The 14,531-nt window shown below is 59.9% G+C and carries 13 protein-coding genes and 1 pseudogene; 8 read left to right on the forward strand and 6 right to left on the reverse strand.

Annotated features, from left to right (window positions below):
- Nucleotides 1–2 precede the first annotated feature (2 nt).
- The 5 genes from RHEC894_RS21930 to RHEC894_RS21950 are packed head-to-tail and all read left to right on the forward strand — an operon-like array spanning nucleotide 3 to nucleotide 4,805.
- Nucleotides 3–962 (forward strand): ABC transporter permease, encoded by a 960-nt coding sequence (locus RHEC894_RS21930; RefSeq protein ID WP_085739128.1) that lies wholly within the window; start codon nucleotides 3–5, stop codon nucleotides 960–962.
- Nucleotides 959–1,966 (forward strand): ABC transporter ATP-binding protein, encoded by a 1,008-nt coding sequence (locus tag RHEC894_RS21935; protein WP_085739129.1) that lies wholly within the window; start codon nucleotides 959–961, stop codon nucleotides 1,964–1,966. Before RHEC894_RS21930 ends, RHEC894_RS21935 begins: the two co-directional genes overlap by 4 nt.
- Entirely contained in the window at nucleotides 1,966–2,958 is a 993-nt protein-coding gene (locus RHEC894_RS21940) for an oligopeptide/dipeptide ABC transporter ATP-binding protein (RefSeq protein WP_085739130.1), read from the forward strand. The genes RHEC894_RS21935 and RHEC894_RS21940 overlap by 1 nt, the downstream gene beginning before the upstream one ends.
- The gene (locus RHEC894_RS21945; RefSeq protein WP_085739131.1) at nucleotides 2,955–4,016 is read left to right on the forward strand and encodes a four-carbon acid sugar kinase family protein; all 1,062 of its coding nucleotides are present in this window, start codon (nucleotides 2,955–2,957) and stop codon (nucleotides 4,014–4,016) included. Before RHEC894_RS21940 ends, RHEC894_RS21945 begins: the two co-directional genes overlap by 4 nt.
- Nucleotides 4,017–4,040: 24 nt before the next feature.
- Complete coding sequence (locus tag RHEC894_RS21950; RefSeq protein ID WP_085739132.1) at nucleotides 4,041–4,805, forward strand: FadR/GntR family transcriptional regulator; 765 nt, start codon at nucleotides 4,041–4,043, stop codon at nucleotides 4,803–4,805.
- 21 nt (nucleotides 4,806–4,826) lie between these two features.
- Here the strand turns inward: RHEC894_RS21950 and RHEC894_RS21955 are convergent, their stop codons facing one another.
- From RHEC894_RS21955 to RHEC894_RS21990, 6 genes and pseudogenes are all read right to left on the reverse strand, one after another.
- Nucleotides 4,827–5,126 carry a HigA family addiction module antitoxin gene (locus tag RHEC894_RS21955; RefSeq protein ID WP_085739133.1) on the reverse strand — a complete coding sequence of 100 codons (300 nt, stop codon included), beginning with the start codon at nucleotides 5,124–5,126 and terminating at the stop codon, nucleotides 4,827–4,829.
- 26 nt (nucleotides 5,127–5,152) lie between these two features.
- Nucleotides 5,153–5,432 (reverse strand): annotated as a pseudogene (locus RHEC894_RS21960) (type II toxin-antitoxin system RelE/ParE family toxin).
- A 69-nt stretch (nucleotides 5,433–5,501) separates the two neighbouring features.
- Complete coding sequence (locus RHEC894_RS21965; protein ID WP_085739134.1) at nucleotides 5,502–5,954, reverse strand: YetF domain-containing protein; 453 nt, start codon at nucleotides 5,952–5,954, stop codon at nucleotides 5,502–5,504.
- Nucleotides 5,955–5,964: 10 nt separating this feature from the next.
- Nucleotides 5,965–7,194 (reverse strand): protein-L-isoaspartate(D-aspartate) O-methyltransferase, encoded by a 1,230-nt coding sequence (locus tag RHEC894_RS21970; protein ID WP_085739135.1) that lies wholly within the window; start codon nucleotides 7,192–7,194, stop codon nucleotides 5,965–5,967.
- 340 nt (nucleotides 7,195–7,534) lie between these two features.
- Nucleotides 7,535–8,332: a response regulator transcription factor gene (locus RHEC894_RS21975; protein ID WP_085739136.1), complete on the reverse strand. Its 798-nt coding sequence runs from the start codon at nucleotides 8,330–8,332 to the stop codon at nucleotides 7,535–7,537.
- Nucleotides 8,333–9,113: 781 nt separating this feature from the next.
- Entirely contained in the window at nucleotides 9,114–10,202 is a 1,089-nt protein-coding gene (locus RHEC894_RS21990; protein WP_085739138.1) for a hypothetical protein, read from the reverse strand.
- A gap of 470 nt (nucleotides 10,203–10,672) precedes the next feature.
- Between RHEC894_RS21990 and RHEC894_RS21995 the strand changes: the two genes are divergently transcribed.
- The 3 genes from RHEC894_RS21995 (at nucleotide 10,673) to RHEC894_RS22005 (ending at nucleotide 14,525) form a co-directional block, all read left to right on the forward strand.
- Nucleotides 10,673–11,242: a PE-PGRS family protein gene (locus RHEC894_RS21995; RefSeq protein ID WP_085739139.1), complete on the forward strand. Its 570-nt coding sequence runs from the start codon at nucleotides 10,673–10,675 to the stop codon at nucleotides 11,240–11,242.
- A gap of 107 nt (nucleotides 11,243–11,349) precedes the next feature.
- On the forward strand, nucleotides 11,350–13,065 hold the full coding sequence (locus RHEC894_RS22000; protein ID WP_085739140.1) for a type I secretion system permease/ATPase: 1,716 nt from the start codon (nucleotides 11,350–11,352) through the stop codon (nucleotides 13,063–13,065).
- Between the two features lie 14 nt (nucleotides 13,066–13,079).
- Nucleotides 13,080–14,525, forward strand: a complete 1,446-nt coding sequence (locus RHEC894_RS22005) for an HlyD family type I secretion periplasmic adaptor subunit (protein WP_085739141.1) — start codon at nucleotides 13,080–13,082, stop codon at nucleotides 14,523–14,525.
- Nucleotides 14,526–14,531 lie beyond the last annotated feature (6 nt).

Consider the following 14,531-nt stretch of genomic DNA (forward strand, 5'->3'; position numbering starts at 1 on the left):
CCATGTCCGCAATCCCTCTTTCTACCACCGAGACCATCGAGGAGCCGCCGGTCAGCCTGTGGCGCGACGCCTGGCACCGGCTGAAACGCAACAAGCTCGCCGTCTTCGGCCTCATCGTCGTCCTGATCCTCGCCTTCACGGCGATCTTCGGGCCTTACCTCACGCCCTATGATTATCTCAGCCAGGATCTCAACGCCCGCAACGCACTGCCGTCGATGAGCCATCTCTTCGGAACCGACGACCTCGGCCGCGATGTCTTCAGCCGCGTCGTCTTCGGCACGCGGACCGCCTTCCTCGTCGCCGTCATCGTCACCTTCTTCGCCGTGTTGATCGGCCTCACGCTCGGCGCGGTCGCCGGTTTCTTCGGCAATCCCTTCGACCGCGCCATCATGTGGCTGACCGACGTGACGATGTCGGTTCCCAACCTGCTGCTCGTCGTCGTCATCAACGCTTCGCTGAAATCGCCGATCACCCGCTGGATGGAGGCGCGCTACCTCGAGACCCTCAATCCCTTCTACCGCCAGACGATATGGGTGGATTTCATCCTCGTCTTCGGGTCGATGGCGCTGATCTCCTGGCCGCCCTATGCCCGTCTCGTGCGCGCCCAGGTTCTGTCGATCCGCAGCCGGCCCTATATCACCGCCGCCCAAGCGCTCGGGCTGTCGAACTGGGTCATCATCAAGCGGTATGTCGTGCCGAATGCGCTCGGGCCGCTCATCGTTTCGGTCAGCGCCGGTCTCGGCACGGCGATGGTGCTGGAAAGCGCCTTCAGCTTCCTCGGGGTCGGGGTCAATCCGCCGACGCCGAGCTGGGGCAACATGATCTCGGACGGCCTTCGCGTCTGGCAGCATTATCCGCATCTTCTCGCCGCTCCGGCGGCCGTGCTCGGCCTTGCCTCGGTTGCCTTCAGCTTCCTCGGCGACGGCCTCAACGACGCGCTCAATCCGCGGGGCAACAAATGATGGACACGAAAAGCACAGAACGCCTGCTCGATGTCAGGGGCCTTACCGTCGAGATCGATGGCCGCAACGGCCCGGCCGTCGTCGTCGACGGCATCGATCTCCATGTCGACAAGGGCGAGACGCTGGGTGTTGTCGGTGAATCCGGCTGCGGCAAGAGCCTCACCATGCTGAGCCTGATGCGGCTCTTGCCGAACAAGATCAAGGTCGCCAAGGGAACGGCCACCTTCGCCGGCCGCGACCTGCAGACGATGTCGAATGCCGAACTGCGCAAGGTGCGCGGCGGCGATATCGGCTTCGTCTTCCAGGATCCGATGACCTCGCTCAATCCGGTCATGCGCGTCGGCGACCAGATCTGCGAGCCGCTGATCTATCATCGAAAAATGAAAAAGGCCGAGGCCCGCATCCGGGCCGTCGAGCTTCTGCGGCTCGTCGGCATTCCCGGCCCGGAAGAGCGGTTGCAAGCCTTTCCACACGAGCTCTCAGGCGGCATGCGCCAGCGCGTCATGATCGCCATCGGCCTTGCCTGTAACCCGAAGCTCCTGATCGCCGACGAGCCGACCACGGCGCTCGACGTCACCATCCAGGCCCAGATCGTCGATCTGGTGAAGGATCTGCGCGCCAAGCTCGGCATGTCAGTCGTCTGGATCACCCATGATCTGGCGCTGATCGCCGGCCTGGTCGACCGCGTCGCCGTGCTCTATGCCGGCACGGTCGTCGAGGATGCGCCGGTCGACGAGCTTTATGCCCGCCCGAGCCATCCCTATACGCGCGGCCTGCTTTCCTCGATCCCGAAACTTTCCGATCCGCCGGCAAGCCGGCTCTCTTCGATCGGCGGCACGCCGCCGGAGCCCGGCCGCCGGCCGAAGGGCTGCCCGTTTGCGCCGCGCTGCCCGCTCGTTGAGGCGATCTGTCACGAGAAGGTGCCGCGGCTCGAATCCTTGAGCGGCAGCAGCAATCACCGCGCCGCCTGTTTCGTCGTCCAGAGAATGCAGGAGGCCGCGTGATGGCTGCGCAACCGCTGCTCAAGGTCGAAAACCTGGTCAAGCATTTCCACGTCAAGCTCGGGGCTTTCGGCGAACGCTCGGCGACCGTCTATGCCCTCGACAATGTCGATCTCGACATCATGGAAGGCGAGACGCTGAGCCTCGTCGGTGAATCCGGCTGCGGCAAATCGACGACCGGCTTCACCATCCTCAATCTCTACAAGGCGACCAGTGGCAGGGTCGTTTACAAGGGACAGGACCTCGCTACACTCGACGAGAAGCAGATGCGGCCCTTCCGCCGCGACCTGCAGATCGTCTTCCAGGATCCCTATTCGACGCTCAATCCGCGTATGACGGTAGGCGAGGCGATCGGCGAGCCGATCCTCTTTCACAAGCTTTGCACCAAGGCCGAGCTGAAAGACAAGGTCGCGGCGTTGTTGACCGATGTCGGCCTGCCCACCCGGTTTGCCCAGCGCTACCCGCACGAACTCTCAGGCGGCCAGCGCCAGCGCGTCGTCATCGCCCGGGCGCTCGCCTGCCAGCCGAAATTCATCGTCTGCGACGAGGCGATCTCGGCGCTCGACGTGTCGATCCAGGCGCAGATCATCAACCTGCTGCTCGATCTGCAGGAGAAATACGGGCTGACCTATCTGTTCATCGCCCATGACCTCGCGGTGGTGCGCCATATCAGCACCCGCGTCGGTGTGATGTATCTCGGGCGCCTCGCCGAGCTTGCGACCCGCGAGGAGCTCTTCGACAATCCGCTGCATCCCTATACGAGAGCGCTGCTCTCGGCTGTTCCGGAGACGGATCCGGAGCACGAGCGCACCCGCCAGCGCCAGATCCTGCAGGGTGACGTGCCGAGCCCGCTGAACCCGCCGTCGGGCTGCCGTTTCCACACGCGCTGCCCGATCGCGATGGACGTCTGCAGCAAGGTTATTCCCGCCTGGAAGGAAGCGAGACCCGGCCATCTCGTCGCCTGCCACGCTGTCAATACAGAGCAGATCGCATGACATTGAAGGCCGCCATTATCGCCGACGATCTGACGGGCGCACTCGATACCGGTACGCCCTTCATTGCGGCTGGCCTTTCGGTTGCGGTCGCCGTCGACGTCGGGGCGGCGCAGGATGCGATCGCAACCGGCTGCGATGTCGTCGTCGTCAACACCGCTTCGCGCGCGCTTGGCAAACGCGAAGCCGTCGAAACGGTCCGTGCGGCGACGGAAGTGCTTCGCGGCGAGAAGCCGTTGGTGGTGATGAAGAAGATCGATTCCCGGCTGAAGGGCAATGTCGCGGCGGAAAGCCTGGCGCTCGCCGAGGCGCTCGGCCTGAAAACCATCCTGGTGGCGCCCGCCATTCCCGATCAGGAACGCGTGACCTACCGGGGCTGCGTCGTCGGGCGCGGGGTTCCCAAGCCATTGCCGATCGCCGACCTATTCGGGCGCGGTGGCGATAATGTTGTCGTTGCCGATGCGGAAAACGATCTTGACCTCGACCAGATCATCGACGGTCATGACTGGACGAGGACCCTTGCGGTCGGTGCGCGTGGCCTCGGCGCGGCAATTGCCCGCCGGCTTGGCGAAGCGGGGCAGCCGGCGATGGAGTTCGCGGCAAGCCCGCGGACGCTGTTTGCCTTCGGCTCTCGCGACCCGATCACCGTCGTCCAGATGAACCGGCTCGAAGCCTCGGGTGCCCTGCGCATGGTGGTGGATGCTCCGATCGGCGAGATCGGATGCGGGGAGGGGCTGGCACTGCCGGTCTTGCTGCGCTGCACCGGCGACATGACGGCTGACGCGGGCCTCGTCGCCCACCGCTTCGCGGCAGGCGTCAAAGCGGTCATCGATGATACGAGGCCCGATATGCTGATGGTCGGCGGCGGCGATACCGCCCTTGCCGTGTTTCAGGCGCTTGGCGTCAGGGTACTGGTGCCGAAGGGCGAGATCGAGGCCGGTATTCCATGGTTCGATGTCATGGCCGGCGACGGGCGGCAATTTCGGTGTGCTGTCAAGTCGGGGGGCTTCGGCCATCCCGATAGTTTGCTAAGACTGGTTTCTCGGAATCAGGCGGCATAGTACAATACCGTCGGGGAGAATGACGTGGTTGAAGTGAATGGCGAATCTTTGAACGCGGAAGCCGGCCCGGCGGGCAAGCCCGAACGCGGCAAGGCCGTCAAGCTGGTCGATCGCGTCTTCGACCAACTGCTCGAGCGGATTCGCGGCGGAAATTATCCGCCGGATTCACGCCTTCCCGGCGAACATGAACTTGCCTCGATGCTGGGTGTTTCCCGGCCGATCGTCCGCGATGCGCTGGCCCGCCTGCGCGATCAGGGCATGGTCTATGCACGGCAGGGCGCCGGCACCTTCGTCAGCGCGCATGGGTCGCCGACGACGCAGCTTGCCTATTCGCCGGTCAAGACGATTGCCGACATTCAGCGCTGCTACGAATTCCGCCTGACCATCGAGCCGGCCGCCGCCTATTTTGCCGCCAAACGCCGCAATGAGCAGGCGATCCAGAAGATCGCCAGCGCCCTTGCCGATCTGCGTGAAGCGACCAGCCATCAGCTTCACCGCACCGATGCCGATTTCATCTTCCACCGGGCGGTGACGGAGGCTGCCAACAATCATTATTACACGGCCTCGATCGATGCGCTGAAAGCCCATATCGCCGTCGGCATGCATCTTCACGGCCTCTCCCTGCTCGGCCCGCGCCAGGGGCTTGAACAGGTTTATGAAGAGCATAACGCCATCTATAAAGCGATCGCCGATGGCCGGGCCGACGATGCGCAAAGGCTGATGAAGGCGCATCTGGAAGGCTCACGCGACCGTCTGTTCGAGGGCAGGGTGCTCGACCTGTCCTTCTGAGGCGGATCGACGCGCTTTCCCTCAGGCGGCCCGGATTGTCGGGATACCCGAGACATCCACTTCCCGTTCGGCATCATAGGCAGCTTGCATGCGCAGCCATATCGCCGGCCCGTCACCGAACAGTTTCCCAAGCCGGGCAGCGACATTGGGCGATACGGGCTTCTTCTCGTTCAGAATATCGTAGAGTTGCTGGCGCGAGATACCCAGCAGATTGGCGATTTCCACCTTGGTCTTTCCCGTTGCCGGGATGATGTCTGCGAGCAATGCCCCAGGGTGGGAAGGGCAGCGCGTCATGGGCCTCGTCGTTTCATACACGGGCATTAAATCATTCCCCAGTCCGAGCCGCCTTAATGATATTGCTCGAAATCGACGCGAGCGGCATCGTTGCCGTCGAATTCGAATGTGATGCACCAGTGGCCGTTGACGTGAACGGTATACCGAATGGGATTATGGCCCTTGAGGGCATGGAAGTCGAACCCGGGAAGGTTCATGTCGTCCGGCTTTTCGGCCTGTTCCAAAGCGGTCAAGTCTGATCAGAATTCGTTTTTGCAGCTTGGCATCGATTTTCGCGGTTTTGCCCGTCTCGAAAAGATCTGTCAGAGCCTCGTTTCTAAACGACTTGATCATGAATGGTTTGTAAGTTTTTAGCTTACATATATCAACCTTTACTGACGCAGGCCGAGACTTCCCCGATCGTCAACCGGGTTTCTGCTTCTTGATGATGCTGATGTTGCCGCTCACTTCGAGGATGGCAAATTTGATCTCCGTGACACTCTCGATGCCTTCCTGGCTACGAGCCGCTTCCATGACGTCTTCCTTCTGCAGGCGAGCGCCTTTGAGCGCGCCTTCGTCATAGACCCCGTCCGCGACGAGAACGGTTGGAACGCCATCGATGATATGTGCTGCGCGAGGCCACCACCTCTTCACGTAGGAGAGGCCGATGTCTGTCGTAAACAGCGTCAGGATCAGAATGATGGCATTGGTGATCGAGAAGTCGTCCCCGAGCATTGCCTGCTGCGTGGTTTCGGAGATGACCAGCACGATGACCAGGTCGAACGGCGTCATCTGGGCGAGCGTCCGTCTTCCTGAGAGGCGGATGATCAGGAGCAGTGTGAAATAGATCGCCAGTCCGCGTAAAACTGCATCCAAGGCGCCGCCCTCATGGAAAAATGAAAGTGGAGTGCGCGCGTGTCTGCGCGCCGATGCCGATGGTGCTGCGGCAAGGGCCGGGGAGTTGTGTCTGCAGACGGAACACGATCTGCGTCGGTCCTGCCGGATCGCTTGGGAATACGTAGCCGATCCGGCCTTGGCGCACCAAGGTCGCCTTCTCAGGCGGGTCGACGCCCTCTATCGAAAAGCTCTGAAGAAAGGCGGCATCGATCGTGAAGACCCGGTCTTCGGATGACGGCGCGAAGTTCACCGTCATAGTCTCCGGGGCGTTCCAGCGGGAGAGGACGGGAAAATCCACAGCCCCTCCAGGAAACGCGATGGTTTGCCGTGAAAACGGACCGCCTCTTCCAAGCAAGCCCAGCAGACAGGCCACGAGAAGAAGCGTGAAGATGATCCAGGCAATGCGTTGAATTGCCCAGAACCGCCGCTGGAATTCGGTATGATCGAGCACGCCTTCGGGCAGCGCAGGCAAGTCTTGTATCTTTTCCATGCCCTCTCCCTCTGCGTTTCGCGGAGAACCTGGGCCGGACGCAAAAGTTCCCGGCGATGGCGGGGCCGTCGCCGTGTACATTGGATGTGCAGCAGTCCAGGCGTCTTCACCGATCAGGGGAACGAAGAGAACCCCGCCGAGATCTTCCTCCTCGAACGTAGCGGCGCCGGTGCGCGTGACGCGTTTCAGCCGCTGCTCGCTGCGGCCGACCGGGATGACGAGCCGCCCTCCGAGGTCCAATTGCGCCTTCAAGGCGGACGGCACCGCGGGTGCGCTTGCAGAAACGACAATGGCGTCGAATGGGGCGGCTTCCGGCCAGCCCTTGCTGCCATCGCCCACACGAACGTCAATGTTATGATATCCGAGCTTCTCGAACCTTTCCTTGGCCTGAAGCGCCAGCCTCTCATGGCGTTCGATGGAATAGACCCGCCTTGCTATACGGCTCATGAGGGCTGAGGTGTAGCCGGAGCCCGTTCCGACCTCCAGCACCTTGTCACCCGCATCCAGGCGGGCCTTTTCGAGCATCAGGGCTACAATAAACGGCTGCGAAATCGTCTGGCCCTCGCCGATCGACAGCGGTGCATCCTCATAGGGGAACTCCTCACAGCCCAGAGAGACGAATTTTTCGCGCGGCACCGTGCGCATCGCCTCCGTGACACCTCGATCGCGAATGCCACGACGCGTAACGTGGTGCTCCACCATGTGATCTCGGACGCGCGTCATATCCATTGTTCGGTTCCATCGTCCCGACTGCGTCTGGGCCAAGCTTCTAGGCGAGGCAAAAGAATACAGGACAAGTGACGACCGGGATCCTGGATTGGAGGTTTGGTGCGCGGCGAAGCCGTTAAATTCGCCGCCGGATACCCTCGCGAAAACGCTTCTTCGATCCGAGGATCCCGCATCACGGTATTTTTGCCAGGTCCATTTGGGAAACTTAGTGTGGCGAGCGAAGTTCGACAGGCGTGTGCAAACGGGCAAGCCCGAAATAAACATCTTCTTCGAGAGATCGGGGATCAGCGCCCGATGCGCTGCGCTTCGCGCTTTGTCGCTCTGAAGATCGCGACGCGCTTCAGAGCAATCCAGGATCCTGGCTCGGCGAGGCGTCCTGCCCGCCGGCGGCTCTTTGAACCAATCGGGCAACCACTTCAGTGCGGTTCTGCGCCTGCAACTTACGCATTATATGTTGCAAATGCATTTTCACCGTATGCCCTGACAAATTGAGTTTTCCTGCGATGACCTTATTCGAGCAGCCGGATTGCAACTCTGCGAGGACATCCGCCTCCCGGGGGGTAAAATCGGCAATCGCCAGATACTGCATTCTATCATCCAAGCTTTTTTCGGCCTCAGTTCTGGCCGGGCCGGGCTCGTTGGAGCCATTTGCAACAGCCCCTAACAACTGCGGGCAGAATGTTCCTCCCGCCAGAACGAGACGAAGGCCGGCTAGGGCAATATCAATGGGCAGTGAAGTCGAGAAAAAGCCGCGTATACCCATCTTGAGGGCCTGACGGGCTATGTTGACGTCATCCGTGTCCGAGAGCAACGTAATGGGAGCCTCGGGAAAACGCGTAGCAATTGCCGCGAGGTCATCACGCAGGCTGATGCTCTCAACACCTCTGCCAGCCAGATCCAATGCAACCAAACGCACCTCGGTTCCAAGAGCTCTATCGAGACTCTCGGTCGAGATCATATCGATAAAATTCCACCCGGCGAGTTCACCCTCAAGAAGCTTCACCACGGTCGTACGCGCCAGTGTAGAATGCTCGATAACGATAACAGTTGGTACATTGCGCCCGGTACGGCGCGCAGTTCTAGCACTGTTGGACACCTGCGTGCTCCCCAGAATATTTGCAACCCAACAGTTTTTCATAGTATTCCTGTTGTCGTCTCATGTCATGACAAAAAAAGAGTATATTCTCGATATCAACAATCGGGATCTCTCATGATAATTATTATAGTCTATAAGATTTCATCGATAGAAAACTGGGTCTGCAGAGCACATTTCAGACCTTGTTCATGAGAGGGTGCCAGTTCGACTTGTCGCTGTATATTTTTCAACCATCGCCAAATTAACGTACGGCAAGCGGGTCAGAAAAGCTTTCAAAGGCACTGAAAAGACAATCGATCCGCCACGGAGCTATTGAGCAAGAGATGTTGAATGTAACGGGATGGCGTTCGGCTCAGCTATGTTTCCATATCTCAATTCAGGGAGGCTGCAGATTTCGGCAGCAAAACGACAAACGTGAAAAGCAAAAGAAGCAGAAGATTACAGATTACCCGTTATGATTACTGAAAAACTTGGGGCCATCGACGCATTGATACCAGTTGGCATGGTTTTCGGACGGTACTGCGGTTACATCGACAGATGCCTGGCGGAGAAGTGGTTCAACATATGGTTTGAAAAACGGCACGAAGAACGTGCAATTGGACCTCTGCAATGCAAATGGGATCCTATCCGCCAGCGCATCGGCCCGAAAATCGGAATCGCTCGGAAAGCATGATGCGAGGATTGAAGATGTTAAAGCGTTCTTCGTGCGTCCAAAAGGATGCACGGCGCTCCAATGCATACGGTCCGGAAAATGCAGGGGTTCCGGGACAGCGACATGCATAAGGACAAGCAGCCGCTTCAATCGCGTTTCAAGTGACGCGCTTCAGCTATGCATGAAGCTCAGAATGTCGTCGACGAGGGCCGAATGGGCATCCGTGAGATTGCCGTCTCCGCCATGGCCTGCGATGCCGGCCAACTGAAGCGCATGCTGATCATAGAGAACATGATCTGTCTGTTGGGCGTCCGCCGTTCCGCCGGCGGGGACGGCAATGTTGATGGGATGGAAATAGCCGAAATTGACGTCGACCATGCTGCCGGTTGACGATCCGACGCCGCCACCGCCGCCGGCATGGTTGCCGGTAAAAATCGTGTCTGACGACAGGTTGAAGCCACCGCCATTGCCGCCTATGCCTGCGATCTGTACGGTGCCCTGGTCGAAAATGACATTGTTTGTCTGATGAGCCTCCGCGGAGCCGCCTGCGGCGCCGATGGCGATGTTGATCGGTGAGAAGATGGCTATGCTCACGTCGACCATGCTGCCGACGAAATATCCATCGCCGCCGTGGCCCGCATAAAAGTCGCCGGTCAATGTGAGCGCAGTTCCCGGGCTCATCGACGAGCCATGGCTTGCGACGTTATGGTCGCCGCCCGAGCCGCCGATGCCGCCCATCTGGGTTGCGCCCTGCAGGAACAGTGCGTTGTTCGATTGATCCGCGTGAGCCTCCGCGCCGGGGCCTGCAGCCACGGCAGTGTTGACGGGGGCAAACAGCGCGACTTCGGTACTGACCATGCCACCGTAGAAGGTTCCATTCCCGCCGGTGCCGGCATGATTGGCGCCATCGCCGGTGCCGATCGCAACATTGCCGCTTCCGCCATTCCCGCCTATGCCGGCCATTTCGGTGGGGTGCTGGTTGATGAGTGCGTCGTTGCCCTGGAAAGCGTCGGCAGCCGAATGAGGTCCGGCAATAGCTGCATTGGACGGCATGAAGACGGCCAACGCATTACTGCTGATCACGCCTTCACTGATCCCGTCACCACCGCTGCCGGCTGAATTATGGCTCGGACCGGAAGCGACATCCAATGGAAGCCAGGTCGGCACCAGCGCCAGATGCCCTGCGGCCACATTGGGGGCGAGGTGTTGATCGGTGCCCGTCTTGGGCTGATCTTCCAATAAGGGACGAGTTTCCGCCATTACCGTCTCCATTCGCGGTCGACCGCGCGTCTGCCGAGCATGCGGCGCTGTGCAGCCTGAATTGTTCCGGCATTGTGCATCTGAACGCAGGAAAAGCAGAGCCTGCAATTCGTCTACATCCTGTTGGCTAGTTCCGTAGCCATTTGGCTGTCATCACCGCAACGGCCGTTGTGCGAGTTTGCGAGCACCAATCTGCCTTTGAATTGGAGGCCCTGGCGTCGCTTCGACGAGGTTCGCAGGCATGATCGTGACCAGCGACCTACGCCTACTCATCAAACATCAAATAACGCTCCGGAACTTCAAGTATACATCCGAAGGAATGTCTCCGAATATCTAGGTGGTCCAAAGCTTAAATCGCGAGCAATATTCGGCCGCGGTTGTATTGACTGCGGTGAAAATGCTGGAATGCACGCCGTAGGGGGACGCCGTAAAACAAACGCGGACGAAACGAAGTAAAAGGAGTGACATCAATGCCTATTCCACAAATATCCGACACCATTCATCTCAACCACCCGGATGCGGGTGACGCGAATGCCGGCAACGGTGGTGATGGACACAATGATGGGAACATCAACTACAACCCGGTTGCCTATATCTCGCCCGTGCAAACGGTCGACGGGGCATCCACCCATCTGCACAACGGCGATCACGTTTGGCAGACGGCAGATTGGGACGCCGGCGGCGGTGGAGCCGGTGGCTTGAGCCAGGCCCAGAATGGCTTCCTGGCATCGCTGACCAGCGGCGCCGGCGGCGCTGGAGGAAACGCCCACTCCAACGGCGATCAAAGCAATACGAGCGGCCATGACACGGCTTCGGTGGCTGCGGCGACGACCGCCACGCAATACACCCAGCTCGTGGCCGATCAGCATGCCACCATCCTGGCAGGTGTCGGCGGCAACGGCGGCAACGGGAACAACGCCCTGGGCGGCGATATCTCGTCGGCTCTGGTTCACACGGATCCCGAAACGACGACGGTGAACAATTCTCTCGATCACTTCATAAACGCCTTCGGCCATATCGATGTCAGCCATCTTGGCTGATGCATTCAGGCCTATGAGGGTCGCCGGCTTCGGCTGGCGACCCTCAGGGGTTACTCGACCAGCCGGCAGCCTCTTCTTGTCAGTATCAAGTGCAGCGAGATCTGATAATGACAACGATTTCCATAAAGCCACCGCGCCCGCCGACACAGCTTGTTGTTGCGCTGCGCGCTTGTGCCGGAGCCTTCGGCTTGGTCTTCCTCTATAGTTGCGGCTACAATCTCTTTCTTCTGGCGCCTTCCATCTATCTCCTGCAGATCTATGACAGGGTCATGTCGAGCCGAAGTGTCGACACGCTCGTGATGCTGACGATGATCATCGCCATTGCCGTTGTGGTCGGGTCCACGCTGGATATCGTGCGCAGGGCAGCTCTTTCGCGCATCGGCAGTTGGCTGGACCACAGGCTACGCCCCATGGTGCTCACCGCCTCGTTCGAATACGCCTCCCGCGCCGATACGGGAGCTGCCACGGAATGCTACAGGGACCTGGCGGCATTGCGCCAGTTCCTCGATTCACCGGCCAGCTCGCTTTTTTTTGACGTTCCCTGGGCGCCGATATTCCTGCTCCTGCTCTTTCTCGTTCATCCGCTGCTTGGGACCATCGGCCTTCTGAGCGCACTTGCACTCCTGTTGTTTGCGTTCATGACGGAACTGGCGACGCGAGAACCGCTTGCCCACGCCAATCTTGCCCTTACGAGGAGCTATCTGCGATTTGCGACCGCCCTCAAGAACATCGAGGTCATCAGGGCAATGGGCATGCAGGACGGCGCAGCGCTGATCGTCTATCGCGACGCGGAAATGGCAAGAAGGGCGCAGGACATCGCGATGCATCGCACCGAGATCATTCTTGGTTTTTCCAAATCGATCCGCACACTTGCACAGATCTTCATGATGGGATCCGCGACATGGCTGGTGCTCGCCAACAGCGGCAGTCCCGGAATCATCTTCGTTGCCAGCCTGCTCCTCGGGCGCGGGCTCGCACCGATCGAGGGCGCAATAGGTGCATGGCGCTCCTTCATGTTTGCGCGCAATGCCTTCCATCGCCTGAACAGAATGCTGATAACAGTCGCATCGGACTGCGATGCGCGAATGGTGCCCCTGCCGGAGCCCAATGGCCTCCTTCTCGATAACGTCAGCTATTTCAAGCCATTCGCCGATCGGCCGATATTGACTGGTATCACATTGCGCCTCGCGCCAGGTGATTGCGTAGCGCTCATTGGTCCGTCGGGATCGGGAAAATCGACGCTTGGTCGCGTCATAGCAGGCGTTGTGCCGGCAACGAGCGGATATGCTCTCCTCGGTGGGGTCGATATCTCGGCTCTGCGCCTTTGCGGCGGGACCCGCCATGTCGGGTACCTGCCGCAGGACATCGAGCTCTTCGGCGGCGCAATCAAGGATGTGATCGGCCGGCTGGACGGTGGAGATCCCGGCAAAGCGATCGACGCCGCCAAGCTGGTTGGATTGCACGAGGCGATCATGCGGCTGCCGCAGGGCTACGAAACCGATATCGGCGAAGGTGGAAACCTGCTTCTTCGGGCTCAGCGTCAACAGTTGGGATTGGCACGGGCCGCCTATGGAAATCCGTCTCTTATCGTTCTCGACGATCCGAATTCGAGCCTGGATTATGACGGCGAACGCATGCTGTTTACGGCAATCGAGCGCATGAAATCCCGGGGGATGATCGTCGTTGTCATAACCCACCGGATGGGGATCCTGCCGGTCACCAATAAGATTGCCATCATGCGTGACGGGACGGTGGCCGCTTTTGGCGACAGCGAGCGGATTTATGAAACCTATCTTCAACCACCGTCTCGAACAGGAACGTAGGGAGGGACGCGGCCATGACCCTTGTTCCACTGGACGCAACGCCGGCGAGATTTTCAAATTCGTCAAGGATCGGGCAGCGGTTGGCGCCGCGACCAACGGCGACAGCCAGGCAACAGACGGCCTATGCGCCAGTGATCGAACAGAAACAGCGCGGACCCGCTCCCCCTTCGCCCATGCCGGGGCTCAGAGGCGTTGTCTGGACGGGGAACCTGTTGATCCTGGTTTTCATCGTCGGATTGGGGATCTGGTCGGTTCTGGCGCCGCTGAAAAGCGCTGCAGTTGCCTCGGGCGTTATCGAGCCGGAGTCCAGCCGCAAGACCATTCAGCATCTGGAAGGCGGAATTGTCCGACGGATCCTCGTCAAAAACGGCGACGCGGTCATGACCGGGCAGATCGTGATCGAACTCGACGACACGAAGTTTCGTTCGGAGCGCGACAGCATCCAAGGGCAACTTTGGGACGCCGAAGGAAGCCGCGCCCGTCTGCTTGCGGAGCAGACAGGCGGCGACCATGTCGCCTATCCCGAGGATCTCAGGGCGGCCATGGACCGATATCCCTCGGTCAGCGCGATTCTCAGTGGGCAACAGAAAATCTTCGAAGCTCGTCGCCGGGTCATGCAGGCTGAAATTCAGATCGCCAATGAAAAAATCGCGCAGGTGCGGCAGGAAATCGTCGGACTTGGCGTGCAGAAGGCGGCACTGGCCGACAGAGCCGCAATCTCGAGCCAAGAACTGGATCAGGTCACGGACCTCACCGCCAAAGGACTGGAAAGAAGGAGCAGGCTTCTCAACCTCCAGCGCGAAAAAGCAGACCTGGATGGCCAGCAGGGTCAGGTGGAGGCACAGATTTCCCGCGCCTACCAGGTGATCAGCGAGGCCCAGGCCGATCTCGCAAAGCTCGAGAGCGACCGGTTGAGCGAAGTCGCCCAGGGCATGCGCGACACGGAAAGCCGGATCATGCAGCTGCGCGAGCGCCTGCGGGCGATCGACGACCAGCTTTCAAGGACCGATATCCGTGCTCCCGAAGATGGAACGATCATGAACCTGCGCATCCACACATCAGGTGGGGTGATCGGTGCGGGCGAACCGCTCGTCGATCTTCTGCCACGCGCCGATCGCCTTATCGTGTCTGCCCATGTCAGACCGGAAGATATCAATCTCGTTCATGCGGGGCTCGAGGCACAGGTCCACCTCTTGCCATACAATCAGCGGCGTGTTCCACTCCTGAAAGGTCGGGTCGAGTATGTATCGGCGGACCGCCTCACCGATCCGCAGAACGGCCAGCCCTATTTTGCCGCAACGATCCGTGTAACGGACGAGCGGCTGGCGAAAATGCGTGATGTCGAACTGGTCGCGGGCATGCCCGCACAAACACTGATCGAAACAGGCAAAAGCAGCGTGGCGCTCTATGCTGTCAGACCACTTCTCGACAGCTTCAACAGAGCATTTCGTGAGGACTGAAGCGGT

This window comes from Rhizobium sp. CIAT894 (assembly GCF_000172795.2).
Taxonomy (GTDB): Bacteria; Pseudomonadota; Alphaproteobacteria; order Rhizobiales; family Rhizobiaceae; genus Rhizobium.

Excerpts from the sequence above, each read along its gene's own strand:
- RHEC894_RS22000 (WP_085739140.1), top strand. The coding sequence starts at position 11,350 with ATGACAACGATTTCCATAAAGCCACCGCGCCCGCCGACACAGCTTGTT.
- RHEC894_RS21955 (WP_085739133.1), bottom strand. The coding sequence starts at position 5,126 with ATGCCCGTGTATGAAACGACGAGGCCCATGACGCGCTGCCCTTCCCAC.
- RHEC894_RS21970 (WP_085739135.1), bottom strand. The coding sequence starts at position 7,194 with ATGGATATGACGCGCGTCCGAGATCACATGGTGGAGCACCACGTTACG.
- RHEC894_RS22005 (WP_085739141.1), top strand. The coding sequence starts at position 13,080 with ATGACCCTTGTTCCACTGGACGCAACGCCGGCGAGATTTTCAAATTCG.
- RHEC894_RS21940 (WP_085739130.1), top strand. The coding sequence starts at position 1,966 with ATGGCTGCGCAACCGCTGCTCAAGGTCGAAAACCTGGTCAAGCATTTC.
- RHEC894_RS21990 (WP_085739138.1), bottom strand. The coding sequence starts at position 10,202 with ATGGCGGAAACTCGTCCCTTATTGGAAGATCAGCCCAAGACGGGCACC.
- RHEC894_RS21995 (WP_085739139.1), top strand. The coding sequence starts at position 10,673 with ATGCCTATTCCACAAATATCCGACACCATTCATCTCAACCACCCGGAT.
- RHEC894_RS21945 (WP_085739131.1), top strand. The coding sequence starts at position 2,955 with ATGACATTGAAGGCCGCCATTATCGCCGACGATCTGACGGGCGCACTC.
- RHEC894_RS21935 (WP_085739129.1), top strand. The coding sequence starts at position 959 with ATGATGGACACGAAAAGCACAGAACGCCTGCTCGATGTCAGGGGCCTT.
- RHEC894_RS21930 (WP_085739128.1), top strand. The coding sequence starts at position 3 with ATGTCCGCAATCCCTCTTTCTACCACCGAGACCATCGAGGAGCCGCCG.
- RHEC894_RS21975 (WP_085739136.1), bottom strand. The coding sequence starts at position 8,332 with ATGAAAAACTGTTGGGTTGCAAATATTCTGGGGAGCACGCAGGTGTCC.